This window comes from Desulfosporosinus meridiei DSM 13257, assembly GCF_000231385.2.
Classification (GTDB): Bacteria; Bacillota; Desulfitobacteriia; order Desulfitobacteriales; family Desulfitobacteriaceae; genus Desulfosporosinus; species Desulfosporosinus meridiei.
The window spans coordinates 1714050-1732814 of the sequence record NC_018515.1; the positions used below are offsets into that span (position 1 = coordinate 1714050).

The 18765-nt window shown below is 39.3% G+C and carries 19 protein-coding genes; all 19 read left to right on the forward strand.

Annotated elements, in window-relative coordinates; translation table 11 throughout:
- Nucleotides 1-10 precede the first annotated feature (10 nt).
- The 19 genes from dsrM to DESMER_RS08030 all read left to right on the forward strand — a co-directional run bounded on the left by dsrM (nt 11) and on the right by DESMER_RS08030 (nt 18562).
- A complete protein-coding gene (gene dsrM, locus DESMER_RS07940) occupies nt 11-1012 on the forward strand; it encodes a sulfate reduction electron transfer complex DsrMKJOP subunit DsrM (protein WP_014902535.1) in 1002 nt (333 codons plus the stop codon).
- 6 nt (nt 1013-1018) lie between these two features.
- Complete coding sequence (gene dsrK / locus DESMER_RS07945) at nt 1019-2638, forward strand: sulfate reduction electron transfer complex DsrMKJOP subunit DsrK (protein WP_014902536.1); 1620 nt, start codon at nt 1019-1021, stop codon at nt 2636-2638.
- The gene (gene dsrJ / locus DESMER_RS07950; RefSeq protein ID WP_014902537.1) at nt 2638-3015 is read left to right on the forward strand and encodes a sulfate reduction electron transfer complex DsrMKJOP subunit DsrJ; all 378 of its coding nucleotides are present in this window, start codon (nt 2638-2640) and stop codon (nt 3013-3015) included. Before dsrK ends, dsrJ begins: the two co-directional genes overlap by 1 nt.
- Nucleotides 3012-3818 (forward strand): sulfate reduction electron transfer complex DsrMKJOP subunit DsrO, encoded by an 807-nt coding sequence (dsrO, locus tag DESMER_RS07955; protein ID WP_014902538.1) that lies wholly within the window; start codon nt 3012-3014, stop codon nt 3816-3818. The genes dsrJ and dsrO overlap by 4 nt, the downstream gene beginning before the upstream one ends.
- Nucleotides 3811-4968 (forward strand): sulfate reduction electron transfer complex DsrMKJOP subunit DsrP, encoded by a 1158-nt coding sequence (gene dsrP, locus DESMER_RS07960; protein ID WP_014902539.1) that lies wholly within the window; start codon nt 3811-3813, stop codon nt 4966-4968. Before dsrO ends, dsrP begins: the two co-directional genes overlap by 8 nt.
- An 86-nt stretch (nt 4969-5054) precedes the next feature.
- Nucleotides 5055-5372 (forward strand): TusE/DsrC/DsvC family sulfur relay protein, encoded by a 318-nt coding sequence (locus DESMER_RS07965; protein WP_014902540.1) that lies wholly within the window; start codon nt 5055-5057, stop codon nt 5370-5372.
- A gap of 268 nt (nt 5373-5640) precedes the next feature.
- Nucleotides 5641-6660: a lipoate--protein ligase gene (lplA, locus tag DESMER_RS07970; RefSeq protein ID WP_042333537.1), complete on the forward strand. Its 1020-nt coding sequence runs from the start codon at nt 5641-5643 to the stop codon at nt 6658-6660.
- A 17-nt stretch (nt 6661-6677) separates the two neighbouring features.
- Nucleotides 6678-7136: a hypothetical protein gene (locus tag DESMER_RS07975; protein ID WP_014902542.1), complete on the forward strand. Its 459-nt coding sequence runs from the start codon at nt 6678-6680 to the stop codon at nt 7134-7136.
- Between the two features lie 14 nt (nt 7137-7150).
- The gene (locus tag DESMER_RS22565) at nt 7151-7549 is read left to right on the forward strand and encodes a hypothetical protein (protein WP_014902543.1); all 399 of its coding nucleotides are present in this window, start codon (nt 7151-7153) and stop codon (nt 7547-7549) included.
- Complete coding sequence (locus tag DESMER_RS07985; RefSeq protein ID WP_014902544.1) at nt 7539-8804, forward strand: glutathionylspermidine synthase family protein; 1266 nt, start codon at nt 7539-7541, stop codon at nt 8802-8804. The genes DESMER_RS22565 and DESMER_RS07985 overlap by 11 nt, the downstream gene beginning before the upstream one ends.
- 25 nt (nt 8805-8829) lie before the next feature.
- Nucleotides 8830-9255: a DUF350 domain-containing protein gene (locus tag DESMER_RS07990; protein WP_014902545.1), complete on the forward strand. Its 426-nt coding sequence runs from the start codon at nt 8830-8832 to the stop codon at nt 9253-9255.
- 230 nt (nt 9256-9485) lie between these two features.
- Nucleotides 9486-10748, forward strand: coding sequence for a hypothetical protein (locus DESMER_RS07995; protein WP_014902546.1), 1263 nt, complete (start codon nt 9486-9488; stop codon nt 10746-10748).
- 76 nt (nt 10749-10824) lie between these two features.
- Nucleotides 10825-11565: an ABC transporter ATP-binding protein gene (locus DESMER_RS08000; protein WP_014902547.1), complete on the forward strand. Its 741-nt coding sequence runs from the start codon at nt 10825-10827 to the stop codon at nt 11563-11565.
- Complete coding sequence (locus tag DESMER_RS08005) at nt 11537-12289, forward strand: ABC transporter permease (RefSeq protein ID WP_014902548.1); 753 nt, start codon at nt 11537-11539, stop codon at nt 12287-12289. Before DESMER_RS08000 ends, DESMER_RS08005 begins: the two co-directional genes overlap by 29 nt.
- 12 nt (nt 12290-12301) lie before the next feature.
- Nucleotides 12302-13726: a sensor histidine kinase gene (locus DESMER_RS08010; protein ID WP_014902549.1), complete on the forward strand. Its 1425-nt coding sequence runs from the start codon at nt 12302-12304 to the stop codon at nt 13724-13726.
- A gap of 12 nt (nt 13727-13738) precedes the next feature.
- On the forward strand, nt 13739-14437 hold the full coding sequence (locus DESMER_RS08015) for a response regulator transcription factor (protein ID WP_014902550.1): 699 nt from the start codon (nt 13739-13741) through the stop codon (nt 14435-14437).
- A gap of 18 nt (nt 14438-14455) precedes the next feature.
- The gene (locus DESMER_RS08020; protein ID WP_014902551.1) at nt 14456-15106 is read left to right on the forward strand and encodes a class II aldolase/adducin family protein; all 651 of its coding nucleotides are present in this window, start codon (nt 14456-14458) and stop codon (nt 15104-15106) included.
- Between the two features lie 204 nt (nt 15107-15310).
- Nucleotides 15311-16570 carry an adenosylhomocysteinase gene (locus tag DESMER_RS08025; RefSeq protein WP_014902552.1) on the forward strand — a complete coding sequence of 420 codons (1260 nt, stop codon included), beginning with the start codon at nt 15311-15313 and terminating at the stop codon, nt 16568-16570.
- 276 nt (nt 16571-16846) lie between these two features.
- Nucleotides 16847-18562: a methyl-accepting chemotaxis protein gene (locus DESMER_RS08030; protein ID WP_014902553.1), complete on the forward strand. Its 1716-nt coding sequence runs from the start codon at nt 16847-16849 to the stop codon at nt 18560-18562.
- Nucleotides 18563-18765 lie beyond the last annotated feature (203 nt).

The window sequence follows — 18765 nt, forward strand, 5'->3', positions numbered from 1 at the left end:
AGGTCGTAGAGTGAAAGTCTTGTATTCTTTCATCACAGTCATTGTACTCATTATAGTGGCCAGCATAGGAGCTAGTATTACAAATTTACATTATGTCTTTGGTATTATCATTCCTTATCTAGCCTTCATCATGTTTGTAGGTGGGTTCATTTACCGAGTCGTTAAGTGGGGGCAGTCACCGGTACCCTTCCGGATACCTACAACAATTGGACAGCAAAAATCACTTCCTTGGATTAAGCAAAATAAGATTGAAAATCCAACAAGCGCTTTTTATGTCGTTGTTAGAATGGCTATGGAAATTTTCTTTTTCCGATCGTTGTTCCGCAATACAAAGACTGAGTTAAGAGAAGGGAAAAATGGCCCGCATCTCGCCTACGGCTCGGCAAAATGGCTTTGGTTAGGTAGTTTGTTATTTCACTGGTCCTTCTTAATCATCCTGGTCAGACATTTAAGGCTCTTTTTAGAACCTATCCCTTCATTTGTAAAACTCCTTGAAAGTGTCGATGGTATGCTGCAAATAGGATTACCACAGCTGTACTTGACAGACATGTTTATCCTAGTGGCACTAACATTTTTATTTCTTAGGAGGGTATGTATTCCAAGAGTTAAATACATCTCGCTTCCAGCGGATTATTTTCCTCTGTTCATACTGATGAGCGTTGCTGTATCAGGGATTTTGATGCGTTACTTCTATAAGGTAGATCTTATTGCAGTCAAACAATTAGCAATTGGATTAGCTACTTTTCAACCTGTTCTTCCTACTGACATTGGACCGATGTTCTTTATTCACATCTTCATGGTAAGCATTCTGTTTGCTTATTTCCCAATGAGTAAGTTGATGCATATGGGCGGTATTTTCATGAGCCCAACGCGAAATATGATCAGCAACAACCGGATGGTTCGACACATCAATCCCTGGAACCCTGAAGTAGAAGTTCATACTTATGAACAGTATGAAGACGAGTTCAGGGAGAAAATGAAAAAAGCTGGTATACCGGTAGAAAAGGAGTGATCGTGGATGGCACCGAAAGTAAAACTTCCTAAACCGGGAGAACTATCGAAGATAGATTTTAAGCTTCCGGCAGCGGATTGGATGGATACACCAGTTGAGTTCAAGCCAGGGACCTTTTGTTGGGGATCAAAAGAAAAAGATTTGATGACATTAGGTTTACCGAACGCAAGATCTTGGCAGCCAACCGACGAAGACTGGAATGTACCAGAGGGCTGGGAAACTACTATCTTGGATGGAATTGCAGAACGACTAAGTAAGTACCGCTCCTTCAAAATTTTTATGGATATATGTGTAAGATGTGGTGCTTGCGCTGATAAATGTCACTTTTATATCGCTTCAGGCGATCCGAAGAACATGCCTGTTTTGAGGGCAGAACTGCTAAGATCTGTCTATAAACGGTATTTCACCAAATCAGGAAAATTCCTTGGTCGCTTAGCAGGAGCAAGAGACCTGGACATGAACGTACTCAAGGAATGGTGGTCCTACTTCTTCCAATGTACAGAATGTCGTCGCTGTTCCGTGTTCTGTCCATATGGTATTGACCAAGCAGAGGTTACCATTATTGGCCGGGAACTTCTGAATTTAGTCGGTTTAAACATCGATTGGATTTCTGGACCTGCTGCTGCCTGTTATATGAAGGGTAATCACCTTGGATTAGAGCCCCACGCAATTAAAGGGAACATTGAATCCATGGTCGATGATATTGAAGATATAACCGGTATCAGAGTAAATCCTACCTTCAATCGTAAAGGTGCCGAGATATTGTTTGTTACTCCATCAGGTGACCTGTTAGGAGAGCCTGGGGTTTATACCTGCATGGGTTATATGATGCTTTTCCATGAGTTGGGGCTGGATTATACTTGGAGCACCTATGCTTCCGAGGGTGGTAACTTTGGTTTCTTCACATCCAACGATACTGCGAAAAAACTCAATTACAAGATTTATGCTGAAGCAAAACGTCTAGGAGTTAAATATATCATTGGCGGAGAGTGCGGTCATATGTGGCGTGTTCTTAACCAATATATGGATACCTGGCATGGACCAGCTGACTTTCTAGAAGTTCCGGTTTCGCCTATTACCGGAACAGTCTTTGAAAATGCTAAATCTACAAAGATGATTCATATTTCCGAATTTACGGCAGATTTAATCAAACACAATAAGTTGAAACTTGACCCAAGCCGTAATGACAACCTGAAGGTAACCTTCCACGACTCATGTAACCCTTCAAGAGGTATGGGTTTGCTTGATGAACCAAGAGAAGTCATTAAAGCAGTATGTAACCACTTCTATGAAATGCCAGAAAACACTATTAGAGAAAAGACATTCTGTTGTGGAGCAGGTTCAGGGCTCAATGCTTCGGAAAATATGGAACAACGTATGAGAGGCGGATTCCCTCGAGCGAATGCTGTTAAGTATGTCAGAGAAAAGCACGGCGTTAACATGCTGGCCAACATTTGTGCAGTTGACCGGGCTCATCTGCCGGCACTGATGGACTACTGGAATCCTGGAGTAGGGGTTACCGGTGTGACCGAGTTGCTAGCCAATGCTTTAGTGATGAAAGGTGAAAAAGAAAGAGAAACCAACCTACGCTTTGAAGACTTGCCGGAAAAAGGGGGTAATGAGTAATGTATAAAGGCGGAAGAATTATTGCTTCACTCGTTATCTTTGTTGGGATTTTCACCATCCCCTTTTTCTACAACTTAGGAAAAGCTAATGCGGGACCTGAAATAGATGCCAAGCAGCTTGCAGATTTTCAAAGTATTGAGCCTAGTGTAAATATGATTGCTAATCACCCTCAAATGTTCAATCAATGGCGTGACGAATTAGTTCGGAATGGTAAGACAGTATATGTTAACAGTGAAGGAAAAGAGATTGACATCAGCATCGAGAATTTAGAGGGAGCAGATCCATCCGGTCAATTTTGTGTATCCTGCCATGATTATACTGCTGTAGAACCCACTTGTTGGGATTGCCATTCTGGTCCAGAGGGGGCAACGAAATGAGTGTAAATAGACGACAATTTCTAAAACGTGCGGCCGCTCTAACGGCTTTAGGTATTGGGGGCTCTTTCGCCTTAACTGGGATTCGCGGAAAAGTTGCAGATGCAGCATCCAAATCAGGCTTTAAAGAAACCGGCAAAGGACTTAAAGCCACACATTGGGCAATGGTTGTTGATATGAGCAAGTTTAAAACGAAAGCCGATATTGAGCGTGTGATCGAGTCATGTGACAAGATTCATAACATTCCTCACTTTGATAATCCTAAAGATGAAATTAAATGGATATGGGAAGATAATTTCGAGCATACATTTACAGGAGCTCAAAATCACCTATTATCAGAAGAATTTAAGGAATTGCCATTCATAGTAATGTGTAATCACTGTGAGCATCCGGCTTGTGTTAAAGCATGTCCTACCGGGGCAACCTTTAAAATGGACAATGGTATTGTGGAAATGGATTTCCACCGTTGTATTGGCTGCCGATTCTGCATGGGTGCATGTCCTTTTGGTGCCAGAAGCTTCAATTTCACGGATCCAAGACCATATATCAAAGAAATTACTCCTGACTTTCCAACTCGAACCATTGGAGTTGTCGAGAAGTGTACTTTCTGTGTTGAACGATTGGAAGAAGGGTTAATGCCTGCGTGTGTTGATGCTTCTAAAGGCGGCTTAATTTTCGGAGATTTGGATAATCCTAATTCAGAAGTCCGCAAAATTGTAAGTTCTAAATTTACCATACGGAGAAAACCCGAACTTGGTACTCAACCGAGTGTTTACTACCTTGTAGGAGGTGGAGACGATGTTTGAAAAAGCTCTGACAGGGAGTAAACGCTACTGGACTTGGATTTTTTTCCTGCTGGCAGTGATTGCTGTAGGTGTTTTAGCCTATTTTAGACAGTTCGATCAAGGTCTCGGACTTACTGGAATGAGCCGTGACGTATCCTGGGGATTATATATTGCCCAGTTTACATTCTTGGTAGGTGTTGCTGCATCAGCGGTTATGCTTGTTACACCTTATTATCTACACGATTTTAAACGGTTTGGGAAAATGGTTATCCTTGGAGAGTTCTTGGCCATTGGTGCCGTGATCATGTGTATCTTGTTCATCTTCGTTGACGTTGGACAGCCAATGAGGATTTTGAATGTTTTACTTTATCCTCAATTACATTCAGTTATGTTCTACGATATGTGTGTATTGTGCGGCTATCTGGCCATCAACCTAGTTGTAGGTTGGACTACTCTTGGTGCTGAAAAGAAGGGTACTCCGCCTCCTAAATGGGTTAAACCTATTATCTATCTGTCAATTCCTTGGGCTTTTAGTATCCACACCGTAACAGCCTTTTTATATGCCGGCCTTCCCGGAAGACATTTTTGGACAACAGCCATTATGGCTGCACGCTTTCTAGCTTCTGCATTTGCAGCGGGACCTGCGCTTCTTATTATTCTTGCTTTGATCGTTAGAAAGGTCAGCAAATTTGATCCGGATCCGGGTGTTGGAGCAATTCAGTCTCTTGTCAAGATTATTCGTTATGCTATGATCGCCAACGTATTCTTCTATATCTGCGAGGTGTTCACAGCATTTTACAGTAATTCCCCTGATGAAATGGCACCCTTTAAGTATGTTTTCGTTGGACTTGATGGGCATAATAGTCTAGTACCCTTTATGTGGATAGCAACGATTCTTGCGTTTGTTGGTATAGCATTGTTGATTTTCCCAACACGTACGAATCCGGTATTATTACCGATTGCTCTTTTATCAATTTTTACAGCCAACTGGATTGATAAAGGTATTGTGCTGATCTTAGCCGGCTTTGTTCCGAACTCTTTTGAACGAGTCACGGAATACTTTCCGACGATGAATGAGCTTGCCATCGTTGTTGGGATATATGCTATTGGGGCACTGATTGTAACAGTCCTTTATAAGGTTGCAATTTCAGTGCGTGAACAAAATATTTAATATTGTTTGGTTTTTGATAATTGTTTTGAGTTAGAATCAACTCAAACAATATCAAATTTTATATCACATAAGGAGGAATTTTAATTATGGCTCAACTAGTAGTAGGAGATGTAACTGTTGAACTGGACGAAGACGGTTTTCTTGAGGATTTTGCAGTATGGAATGAAGAAGTAGCTAAAGCACTTGCTGTCACAGAGGAAGTACCAGAACTTACAGAAGAACACTGGGCAATGATCAACTATCTCAGAGGTTATTTTGATCAATTCGGTGTTGCTCCAATGGTTCGTAAAATGGTTAAAGACACTGGCTACGACCAAAAGAAAATTTATGAACTGTTCCCAGCTGGCCCTGGAAAAGGCGCTTGTAAAATTGCTGGACTTCCAAAACCAACTGGTTGCGTATAAGCTATTTCTTATCATAGCTTAAATTAAGTAATATAAGTCGATCACGATAGTGATCGACTTATTTCATTATAGACTATGGTTTCATTGTATTTTTTATCGATAAACAAACGCTTGTACTAAATTCGCAGAATAAAACCCTGTTGTTAAGTTGTTGGTGATTTATCCCTATGTAGAATATACCGAAAATCACACTTTTTAGATAGGTAGATAAATCACACTGACTAATTGCAGGAGTTCTAGTGCAAAATGTAGAATGAAGTCATATTTGATGGGAGTGTTTAAAGTGAAATATCTTGAGTATGAAGCAAAAATCGTTTGCTCAACTTCCCTCGACCCCTGGCATAATCTTGCTTTAGAAGAGTATTTATTCAGGGAGATTAAACATAATCAAGTTTTTTTATATCTGTGGCAAAACCAGAATACTGTAGTCATTGGCAGAAACCAGAATGCCTGGAAAGAGTGTCGTTGCAATGAATTAGAACAAGCTGGCGGAAAGTTAGCACGTCGTCTTTCAGGTGGAGGTGCGGTCTATCATGACTTAGGGAATCTAAACTTCACCTTCATTATGGACAGAACCAAATATGATTTAGAAAAACAATTAAAAGTAATTTTAGAAGCTGTAAGGACATTTAATATTAATGCTCAATTCACAGGTCGTAATGACTTGACGGTAGAAGGGCGCAAGTTCTCTGGAAATGCTTTTTACTTTGAACGAGATAAAGCATATCATCATGGAACAATTTTGATTGACGTTGACGTAGCTAAACTCGCTGCTTACCTTCAAGTATCAAAAGAAAAGATAGTATCTAAGGGAGTGGACTCCGTTCAGGCCAGGGTAGGGAATTTAAATCTATTTAGTTCGGAAATATCCATTGAGTCAATGAAATCTGCTCTAATGAAAAGTTTCCAAGAGCTTTATGGCAAAGTTTCTGAACCTCCTATAATAGTGAGCGATACAACATTTCCTCTTGAAAATCTATATAAGAAATATTCATCATGGGATTGGCTTTACGGTAAAACACCTAATTTTGATATGGTTCTTTCAACTCGGTTTCCTTGGGGGGGAATAGAGTTGGGTTTAACATTAGCAAACGGATTGATCAAGGATGCTAAAATATATTCAGATGCAATGAATAGCCATTTAATAGACAGGATAGCCTTAACACTCCTAAAGTTACCTTTGCAAATAGACTTAATAGTAAATGCGATCAGAGGAATCAATGTTGACCAAGAGGATCAAGTGATAATTGATGATCTGATAAATTGGATTTTAAGTGGCGTGATCTAAGTAGGGGGGTAGACTTTATGGAACAACTTGAGTATCGTATTCTAGATGAGGAAAAAAACTATCCTGCACTTTATCATTTTGAAGCAATTCCAAAGGATGAAGTCATGGTTCGCTTTATTGCTGACTATTTAGTAAAGGATGGAGTTGTGTACGAAAAAACATCAAATGCAATTGAAGCACCATTATATATAATCTATGTAAAATTGACACAAGACGAAAAACCTTTGTTGAAGAGTCCTCCATCTAAGATGAGTTTAGGTTATATTGCTCTTGAGATACGGGAATTTAGTGAATATACTTCCGAATATCCTATTATAACAAATTTAGAATTTAATTCATTATCTGATCTTGCGCTGCTGGCCCAATGCAATTATTTTATGTTAGGTAATGAGGAGTGGGAAAAAACCTCATTTGAAGTTGATGAGGATCGACAAAGATATGTTCTCTATGCAATTAGAGTAAGTAAAGAAACATAGAGGGGAGAAAATAGGTGAACAAAAGTACTAAGTTAGTAAGTTTATTTCTCACGACAGCTCTGATATTTGGCACAACTGCCTGTGCTCCACAACAGCAAGTTGTCTACGACGATGAAGGAAATCCAATTACTATCGAAGAAGATGATGATGATGATAATGATGGCATTTTCGGTAGGGTCTTAGCTCCCTTAGGATTTTCGAAAAAGCATTCAGGTGCAGTCAAATCCCTAAAACCCTCTGGTATAACCAGTGGTGGTTCAAGTTATCCGAATTCCAGCGGTACTGGGGCCTCAAATAACTCAGGGATTTCCTCAGGAAGCAGTTCATCGAAGGCTTCAGGATCATCAGGATCCAGCGGTATTTCAAGTGGTTCACACGGGGGAATAGGCGGGGGTGGCTCAAGTGCCAGCTGACCTTTCCTATTCGAAGATCAGGGAACTGCTTTACACACCTCTGCGGGAAGTTTTTTCCTGGGATCGTATTGATGGGGTTGAGTATGGATTGGCTGGAATTCATTATATAAGCCCTGAATTTCGCCAGGAAATTGCCTGGGCAACTGAAGCATTAGGGAAAATTTTTGCAAAAACTGTCTATGCGGTTCAAACTGCAGATGATGCACTATTGATGGAATTAGGAATTCCCCAGGAAGCGATCCCTGCAGCTCGTGTTATAGTGAAACCTGATCTGGTGACAGCGATTGGTCGGTTTGATTTCATTAATACCTCTGAAGGATTGAAGATGATAGAGTTTAACTCTGATACACCAACAAGTGTTGTCGAAGCGTTCTTTGTTAATCATAAAGCAAGTGCATTTTTCGGCGCTCAAAGCCTAAATGAAGGGATGGAAGCTAATATCCGAGATGTTTTTGCAGAGATGCTTCAATCCTATAAAGAGCTTGGTTACGAAATAGATTCAATAGTGTTTAGTGCCTTGGGGTGGCACGATGAGGACAGAGATACTGTGAAATACTTAATGAAGCAATCAGGACTCACGGCAAAATTTGTTGCTCTTGAAGACTTGAGGATCTTTGATGATCGATTGTGTGCATTAATTAACGATCAGCTCTTACCCATTGACGTATGGTATCGGCTTCATGCTTTAGAGAAATTGGTTGAAGATAAGGATGAAGCGGATAATTATCCTACGGGAGCTCATGTTCTCGATCTTGTAGCTAGAGGAAAGCTGGCAATAATTAACCCTCCATCAGCTTTTGTCGCTCAATCAAAGGCTCTTCTTAGTCTCATTTGGAATTTACACGAAGCAGGCGAGTTTTTTACTCCTACAGAGCATCACATAATTGAAAAGTATATGCTTCCTACATACATGGAAAACCAGTTCCAAGATAAAGCTGCGTATGTTACCAAACCGATATTTGGGCGAGAAGGCGGAGCAGTTTGTTTATATGAATCAAACGGAGAGCTAGTTGAAAAAGACAATGATAGTTGTTATTGGGAACAGCCTATGGTCTTTCAGAAACGAGTCGAGATGGAAGAAGTTGAATGTAATACAGAGCATGGTCTGTTTAGAGGCAGATTGCTTTGGGGTTCCTTCTTAGTTGGAGGAAAAGCATCTGCAATAAGTGCGCGGATAGGTGGTAGAATAACAGGCAATTTAGCATGCTATTTACCTACCGGAGTAAAACAAGTTGAACGTTCTTACAGAGAATAACTGAAAAGGTGAGGTGGGAATATACATGTATTTAATGAATTTTTTAATGTATTTAGGTGTAACAATTCCCTTAATGATTATCTCGATGGCTCTTTTTTCCTTAACGACACCCTACAAAGAATTTAAAATCCTTGCTGATGGGGATGATTTGGATAACCTACGTAAAGTGTCAGCAGCAAAAGCAGTGGCCTTTGATCTTGGTGGTAAAGTATTAGGAACAGCAATATTGCTTGCCTCTGCCATTTACCACTCAATCGATCTCTGGGACATGGTTGTTTGGACAATGACCGGAACTATTTCTCTAATCATAGTGTATTGGTTGTTTGAACTATTAACGCCTGCAATAAAAGTGCGCCAGGAAATTCCTAATGGGAATATTGGAGTAGGTTTTTTCTCCTTTTGTTTAAGTGTTGCGACTGGGGTTTTGATGGCTTCATTAATAAGTTATTAGTGTTTTTATTTAAATAATTTATTTTTTTAAAAATCCATTAATAGCGCCATGTGATCATTACCAATGAGGATTCCAACGTCGGAATAAGTATGCCGACTGGAATCCTTATTTTGATTGTGGCTGAAATAAAGAAAAATAGTTTATAATTTGTTTATAGACTGTTTAGGGAAATTCAAGACCACTGGTTTACACTATAGGTAGGATCTACAAAATATAAGGAGTTGGCACGGATGAAATTCAAGAAGAAAACAGCAACGCTTGTAAGTTTTACAGTAGGAACTCTGTTGTTAGCCACAACAGCTTTGGCTGATATTACAAGTAAAAGCGGATACGAGGAACTAAAGTACTCCATTAAACTAACAGCAGAGCAAACCAGTGAGAAATATGACAGCTTCACTTTGGATTTTTCCATGGCTCTAAAGGATAACGGAAAAACGATCATGAATAATAACGAAGTAGGTAAGTTTGATAGAAAGAACAGTGCTTCTGAAAGCTTATCAACTGGCTTGAGTCTTAACGGAGATAAAAGATCCTCCCAAAGCTACTCGGACAAAACTACTGTTATTCATACATCTGCCGGTGATCCAACTTATTACGTAACTGAATATACCAAGGAAAGAAAGGAAGAAATCTTTAGTAACCCATTTAAAGAGGAAGAAGCTGAAGATCTCGAAAAAATTGCTGACGCTCTCGTAGGCAGCCTAAAAGATCATGTTGTAGTCACGGAAAATTCTGATGGAACTAAAGCTTTATCCGGTTCTCTTACTGAAGTACAAATTCCGTCCTTAATCAATGCTGTTGCATCATTTCAGTTAAAGCAAGAGTTTAACGGTAATGGCAATCAAGGAAGTAGCATGCCACATTTAACAAAGGATGTCTTTGTTAAAGAAGTAACAGGGTCTGCTAAGGTAAACCCTGATGGAGTAATGGAGAGTATCCTAGGAACTGCAGTATTGTCAGGTAAAGATGAGCAGGGAACAGTTCATGAGATTTCAATTGAGGCCCTAATTAAAGTTAAAGATATTAACTCCACTAAGGTTTCGAAACCAAATCTTGAAGGAAAGAAAGTAATCAAGAACGTTGCCAAAGATTATTCTGATTCTGAGATCTCAAACCCAGAGAAGTTTATCGGTAAGTTTAAAAATGATATCGTGATTGAGAAAGACGGAAAGTTTGTTAAAGTTGGTGAAAGAACCCTTGATATCACCAAGATGGATAATAAAAACGTTGCGGGTCGATATTCCGAGACATACAAGCAGGGATTTGAAAATTATGCCTCCGATTTCAGTGAACTAACCTTTACTGCTCAAATTGAGAAGGATCAACGAGGAAATGCAGACTTTGAGGGTACTAGCAAATCCGGTGAAAAAGTACGAGGTAACATTTATTTTAGTGAGTATGATGGGAAAGTAAACTTCAGTATCCAGAATATGAATTCGCCATATGCTGGAGGTTTAATGTTTGATTCCTCGTTTAGCCCTGATTTAGATTAACAATATAAGCACTAACTGAGGACTGCCGGGATACTTCTCGGCAGTCGCCTTAGCTTTTCATAAATGGAGGTCAGACATGGAAAAGGTTATTGAGATTTTAAACTTGACGAAAACATACGGAAATGGTCGTGGAATATACGATTTAAATCTGGATATTTATAAAGGAGATATCTTTGGATTTCTGGGGCCCAATGGTGCCGGAAAAACAACGGCCATGAAAATCATGACGGGTCTGATTCGACCGGAAAATGGGGATGTAAAAATTTTGGGTCATAGTGTCATAGAAGAATATGAAAAAGCTATGGCTAAGGTGGGATGTTTGATTGAAATTGCAGAGTCCTACCAATTCTTAAGTGCCTTTGAAAATCTGAAACAAATAGCTCGTTATTATCCCGATGTAGATTATAAAAGAATTGATGAGGTCTTAGAACTTACAGGAATGTACAAGTTTAAACATGAAAAGACGAAAAAATTCTCTTTAGGGATGAAGCAACGCTTAGGTCTGGCTGCTGCCGTATTATCAAGACCAAAGGTTGTTATTCTTGATGAGCCTCTAAATGGGCTTGATGTCGAGGGAATGATTGATATTCGTAAAATGATTCAGAGCTTAGCGGAAAAGGAACAAACGACATTTTTTATTTCCAGTCACTTAATTCACGATGTGGAGTTAACTTGTAACCGAATCGGTGTAATCTACAATGGAAGAATACTAAATGTCGAAAATACTGATGCAATTTTAAAGAACTATGCGACACTAGAAAATTACTTTGTAAGTGAGGTAGAGAGAAATGGCCGTGTTTCAAGCAGCGCTTCTTAATGAAATTGAGAAGCTCTACAGAAAGAAAAAAGTATTAGTTGCCATTTTGCTGTCTCTTGCCGTAATTGTTATCGGACAGTTGGTGATTGTGGGAGTAAGAAGTGGATTTGGACTTAGAGGAACGGGCAGTGTAGAATTTCCTATGCTCGTTTTGTCTGTAGTAGTGAACACCATATTGCCTTTATTTACAGCTTTAGTGACAATCGACAGTTTTTCTGGGGAGTTTAGTCAAAATAGTATGCGCATAACTCTTACTCGACCTATTAGTAGGTTTAAGATCTATACAGCTAAGATTACATCAATAATCATATTTATCTTGGGAGCGCTTCTTCTTCTGCTCGTTTTTTCAATGCTTGCAGGATTTATATTCAATGCCAATTCAGCGTCCTTTGATTCTCTAGGGAGAACAGTCTTTTCCTACCTGGTTAGTATTCTTCCCATGACAGTTTTAGCCTTAGGAATTGTTCTTTTAGCGAATATCTTTAGGAGTGGAATTGCTGTATTTTTCATATCAATCTTAATCTTTCTCGCGTTTAAAGTACTGGGTTTACTCTTTTCCCAGTATTCTAGTTTATTCTTGACTACCCAACTTGATTGGTATAATCTATTTTTGGTTAATTCATTTCCTCTTGCTAAGATCGCCCGTCAGTTTCTGATAATGCTGGGATCAGGTATTATGTTGTTCTCGGCAGGTTTCTATATCTTTGATAAAAAAGAATTCTAAGGTGACGACGTCATGAAGCTTAAAACACGTTTAATTTTAGCTAATGCATCTACAGTAGTGATCCCAATGATTACTACTGTTATTATTGCATTGGCTGTTTTTTTTATATTTGGCAAATTATTTGGAATTGGTTTTTCTTATGAGCACCAGCAAAAGCAGTCAATGCTAAAGTTCGAGTTAATCAGTGAAACTAGTACTTGGAGGAGAACACCTGAGGTTTTCGATGAAATAAGTTATCAGAAATATTTGTTAGAGCAACTTCAAGCAATACATGGCGAGATACTTTTAATAAAGGATGATGACATTAAATTTTCATCCAGGAATTTTTCAAAAATTGAGGTGGCCAAAGCCCTAGAAGTAGGTGACATCGTAGGTAAAAGTGAACATTTAAGTATTGATAATACCTCCTATTCAGTTCAAAAGGTTGATATTAAGTACAAAGATGGTTCTTTAGGAGTTGCTTTGTTGCTTCTGCCTGTGGATCATGAGAATGGTATTAACAGTTTACTAATACTGCTGGTTGTATCATTCATTCTGACCTTTGCATTCACAAATATTATCGTTCTCTATCAATTTTCTCGAAGTATTATTAATCCTCTCCACACCTTACAAAGCGCTGCAGCGGAAATTGCTAAGGGGAATCTGGATTACTCGATTGGAGAGGAAGGGGATGAGGAAATACAGGCTTTATGCCGTGATTTAGAACTCATGCGTATTAAACTTAAAGACTCAGTTCACACTCAATTAAAGTATGAAGATAATCGTAAACTGCTGGTTTCGAGCATTTCTCATGACTTAAAAACTCCTGTAACATCGATAAAAGGGTATGTAGAAGGGATTTTAGACGGAATAGCAAGTAACCCAGAGAAAGTTGAACGCTACTTAAAAACTATTGCCTTGAAGGCACATCAAATTGATCAAATGATTGATGATCTCCTCCTCTACGCTAAGTTGGATTTAAACCAAATCCCTTTTGATTTTGAAAGAATAGATATTGTAGGGTATCTCCAGTCATGTATTCTAGAATATGAACCTGAGTTAGAACGTAACCATATTGGAATTTCTTTTTCTAATGAATTGAATCAGCAACAACATGTGTTAATAGATCGGGAACGAATGAGACGTGTCATAATGAACATTTTCGATAACTCTTGTAAATATATGATGAGCCATGGTCAGGGGGAAATCTCAATTTTTCTTAGAGACACCGTTTCAAGTATAATTATCGAGCTGCGTGATAATGGATCAGGGATTGAGGAGAGAGATTTGCCTCATATTTTTGATCGATTTTATCGATCAGATGCAGCACGCTACAAAGGCAGCGGTTTAGGGCTGGCTATTGCCAAGCAGATTATTGAAGGGCATAATGGTAGAGTATGGGCTGTCAGTCATGGAAAAGAAGGTACTAGTATCATGATCTCACTAAGTAAGTCATGATGGGGGAAAGAAATGAAAAAGATTTTAATCATTGAGGATGATCTAAGTATTGCTGAGTTGCAAAAGGATTACCTCGAGGTTGCTGGATTTGAAGTTAATGTATATAACAATGGGATTGAGGGCTTAAAGGCCTTTCAAGATAATAAAGTTGATCTGCTTATTTTAGATATAATGCTACCCGGTATGGATGGTTTAGAAATCCTACGTAATTTGAAGGATGATAAAGATGTCCCGGTTCTTTTAGTCTCTGCTAAAAAAGAAGAAATTGACAAGATTAAAGGCCTAAGCTCAGGTGCAGATGATTATATAACTAAACCATTTAGCCCCGGTGAGTTAGTAGCGAGAGTAAAAGCTCATTTGGAAAACTATGAAAGGTTAAAGCTAAGATTTAGTGAAGGGGCCAAAAAAACCAATGCCTTATCAATTCGTGGCCTAAAAATTGATATAGACTCCCATAGAGTCTTTGTGTTGGGCAAGGAGGTAAATCTAGCCCAGAAAGAATATGCTTTATTATTGTATATGGCCCAAAATCCAAACAGAGTATTCGGGCGTGAAGAATTGTTTGAAAGAGTATGGGGCTTGGAAGCTATGGGGGATTCTGCCACAGTCACTGTTCACATTGCAAGAATTCGTGAGAAGATCGAGAGTGATTTATCGAATCCCCAATATATTGAAACAGTATGGGGAGCAGGGTATAGGTTTAGAGTATGAGTTGTTAAGGAGGACAAAATGGATCAACAATCGGCTGCCCGAAAAAAAGTGGTAGAGAAGGGGAAAGAAATACTTGCCGCAAATCTTACCATCGGAACTTGGGGGAATATTAGTTGTCGAATTTCGGGTGAGAATTGTATAGCAATAACTCCGTCAGGAATGAGTTACAACACCCTAGAGCCTGAGGATATTGTAGTATTAGACTTGAACGGAAATATTGTCAGTGGGAAGCGAAAGCCCTCTGTAGAAGTACCCTTGCATTTATCAATTTATAATGCACGCCAGGATGTTGAGGCAATAATCCATACCCACAGTGCCTACGCCACTGCTATGGCAGTGGCCAGAAAAGAAATTCCCGGAGCGGTTGAGGATTTAGTTCAGATTGCGGGTGGTAATGTACGGGTCAATGACTATGCCTTACCAGGTACGGAACAGTTAGGGATTAACACAGTTAAAGCACTGGAAGGGCGTTATGCTGTATTGCTTGCAAATCACGGTATGCTCGGTGTTGGACGTGATTTGGATGAAGCTCTAAAAGTCTGTCAAATCGTTGAAAAATCGGCCCAAATCGTTCTTCTTGCCCAGATGATGGGGGGAGTGGTTGAATTGCCACAAGAGGATATCGATGGGATGCGGAAATTTTACTTAGAGGTTTATAGCCAGGGCTGAGATTGTAGATTTGTATTAGGACAGCGTAACAGTTTGAAGAGGGATATACTTTTAGAGTATAATCAGTTAGGACAACACATAATTGCTATGACAGCATATAATAAATCTCAATAGATTGTATTACAGGGACGATACGATAATCAGTTTATGATTGTATTCTGATCCAAATCTATTATTGAGAATTACGAAAGAAGGTTTTTACACATGGATATCAAATTTACAATTCGAGATTTATCCTTAGCAGCAGAAGGTCAGCGTAAAATTGATTGGGTTATCCCTCGAATGCAAGTTCTTAATAAAGTTCGTGAGGAGTTCGAGAAGGAACAGTCTTTTGCCGGTAAAAAAGTAGTTATCTGCTTGCATTTGGAAGCTAAGACTGCTTATTTGGCCCAGGTCATCAAAGCAGGAGGCGCTGAGGTAACCGTAGTTGCCAGTAATCCTCTTTCAACTCAAGATGATGTAGTAGCCGCGCTTGTTGAAAGTGGAATCGGAGCTCATGCCTGGTATAATGCTTCAGATGAGGAGTATAATGCTCATCTGCAACTAGCCCTGGATACTGAACCGGATTTTATTATTGATGACGGAGGAGATTTAGTCTCTACAATTCATACCACTCGTCCTGAGCTCCTTAAGAATGTTAAAGGTGGAGCTGAGGAGACTACGACCGGTGTGTTGCGCTTGCATTCAATGGCCCGTGATGGTGTTCTAAAGTTTCCGATGATAGCTGTGAATGACGCTCAATGTAAGTTTCTGTTTGATAACAGATATGGTACCGGACAATCTGTGTGGGATGGAATCATGAGAACGACTAATTTGGTTGTTGCCGGCAAGACCGCAGTAGTTGCTGGTTACGGATGGTGTGGGAAAGGCGTGGCTCTCCGGGCCAAAGGATTAGGAGCGAAGGTGATCATCTGCGAAATTAATCCTATTAAAGCTAATGAGGCCCTGATGGATGGCTTCGATGTAATGCCCATGGCTGAAGCTGCAAAGTACGGGGATTTCTTCATCACTGTTACAGGCAATATGAATGTGATTAATAAGGAGCACTTTCATTTAATGAAATCCGGTGCAATTATGTGTAATGCCGGACATTTTGATGTAGAAGTAAACGTTGCTCAACTGAAAGAAATCGCTGTTTCGGAAAGAGCAGCAAGAACGAACATTACAGAGTATGCTCTTCCTAATGGTCACCTCTTGTATGTTTTGGCTGAGGGCCGTTTAGTTAATCTAGCTGCCGGGGATGGGCATCCTGCCGAAGTAATGGATATGACCTTTGCTTTACAGGCACTATCGCTAGAATATGTCGCTTTAAATTATGATAAATTATCTCCTCAAGTCTATCAGGTCAATACAGAAATTGATGAGCGAGTAGCAATGATAAAACTACAGTCCCTTGGATTATCAATTGATAAATTGACTAAGGAACAGGAAGCTTATCTAGGGTCTTGGAGTGCTGAAGCATAATAAACTTATCTAATTCATTTTAAGTATGTCAAAATTTAATAGTTGTAATTAAAATAGCGCATGATCAGCAGATTTGATCATGCGCCTTTTGTTATTATAAAAATAAGCGCATTGGTCATATGCAAAATTTCATTATTATCACCGAAATTTAGTGTTATCCATAGAAAAATGTGATCGAATCCATAAAGGGATTTCAAATTAAACACCGAAGTTAAAAAAATCACAAACATCTTAAGGCCCGCTGCTGTGAGGTAACCAGTAAAAGGAGGAATAACTTTGAATTGGATTCTTAATAGAAAAACAGCATTTAAAATTGGAATCATTATATCCATAATGGTAGTTTCCCTAGGTGGAGTAGGCTATATCGGTTATTTCTATTTCCAAAAAGCGAGTACCTCCCTTAATAGTTTATATGACAACGAGTTAATACCAATACGGGATATTAATCAAGCACGATCAGATAGTAATGCGCTTAAATCAGCAGTTTTGGCAATAACTTCTTATACACTTGACAAGGCAACTTATCAGCAACAATTAGATCAAATAACTATGCGCGAAAATTCAATTGAGAAATTCCTTAAAAGTTATATACCCTTAGCATCAACGAGTTATGAACAGGAAAGATTATCAAAGGCCAATGAGCAGTTCAAAAATTTGAAGCAAGTTATTGAAACAACCTTGGCTTATGAACAAAAGGGCAAAAGAAATGAAGCAATGGAATACTACTATAAAATGGGTTTTTCAGCGCAAGAAGATTTTCAAACTCTTTTGCGCGAAATCGGGAATTATCATATCGAAGAAGCAAAATCAGAAGTTACTAACGATAACCGGATGATTAATAGTGCTCAGTCGATGCTAATTCTTTTACCGGCATTGGCAACACTGCTTGCAGTATTAATCGGTATTTTAATCACTAGAATGATAGTACAGCCATTGAAAACAATTTCAGAGAGTGTTGAAAAGGTCGCTCAAGGAAACTTAAATGTGGAACTTAATATTTCAACAGAGGATGAAGTAGGAATACTCGCAAGGTCCTTTGATATTATGACTGCTAATTTGAGGGGTTTGGTAACTCAAATATCTGAGTCTGCAGAGCAGCTTACGGCGGCATCTCAGGAAATTGTCGCCACAATGGATCAAAATACTCAAGTTTCCAATCAAATCAGCCAGGCAATTACTGAAGTGGCAAATGGCTCAGAACAGCAAGTCAAGGCATTGTCTGATACATCCGGGACGATTGAAGAACTTTCGGCTAGTATTGAAGAAGTTGCTTCGAGTGGTAATATAGTTGCCAACACTGCGAACAAGACAGTTCAGATTGCCCAAGCAGGTAATCAAACGATTTCTCATGCTGTAGAACAAATGAGCATAGTAGGTAGTTCAACTGAGCTTGTTCAGAATGCAATTCAGAAATTAGAGCTTGGTTTTGATAATATCACAGAATTCATTGATATTATTGCTAATATCTCGTCGCAGACAAACCTACTGGCTTTGAACGCGGCTATCGAAGCTGCCCGAGCAGGCGAGAATGGGCGAGGTTTTGCAGTTGTAGCAGAGGAAGTGCGAAAGCTTGCAGAACTATCAAGAGATTCAGCAGTTAATATTGTTTCAACGGTTAAAGAAAATAAAGAAAATATTAAGGACGCTAGCTTAGCAATGGAAAGCGCTGTACGCAGTGTTGCGGATGGTGTCGAAGTAGTTAATACTGCAGGTAAAGCCTTTGGGAATATTGTAGGGTTGATCAATGATGTCTCCGAACAAGTAAACCAAATAGCAGCAGTGGTTCAACAAATGGCAAGTGGAAGTCAATATATCGTTTCATCTGTTTTATCAATTGATGAATTAAATAAGGAAACATCTAATCAAACTTTAAGTGTAAGTGCGGCTATTCAGGAACAGACTGCCGCCATGGATCAGATTACAGACAGCAGTAAGAGCTTAGCGAATTTGGCTGAAGAGCTTCGTTACGCTGTTGAAAAGTTTAGTATCTAGCGATAAGAATTATGGCGGTAAAGAAAGAACCATCTCCAGGGTTCTTTTTTTACGTGGTGCGCCACGCGTGGCGATTAAAGTAGACCTTTACTTATGTATGGTAAAAGGATAATAAACCTGGGGACACCATATGAGGAGGGTAGATCCAATTGCCCCTTATAGACCTAATCTGTGGTAAAATATAATAAGCTCAATTCCCCTGG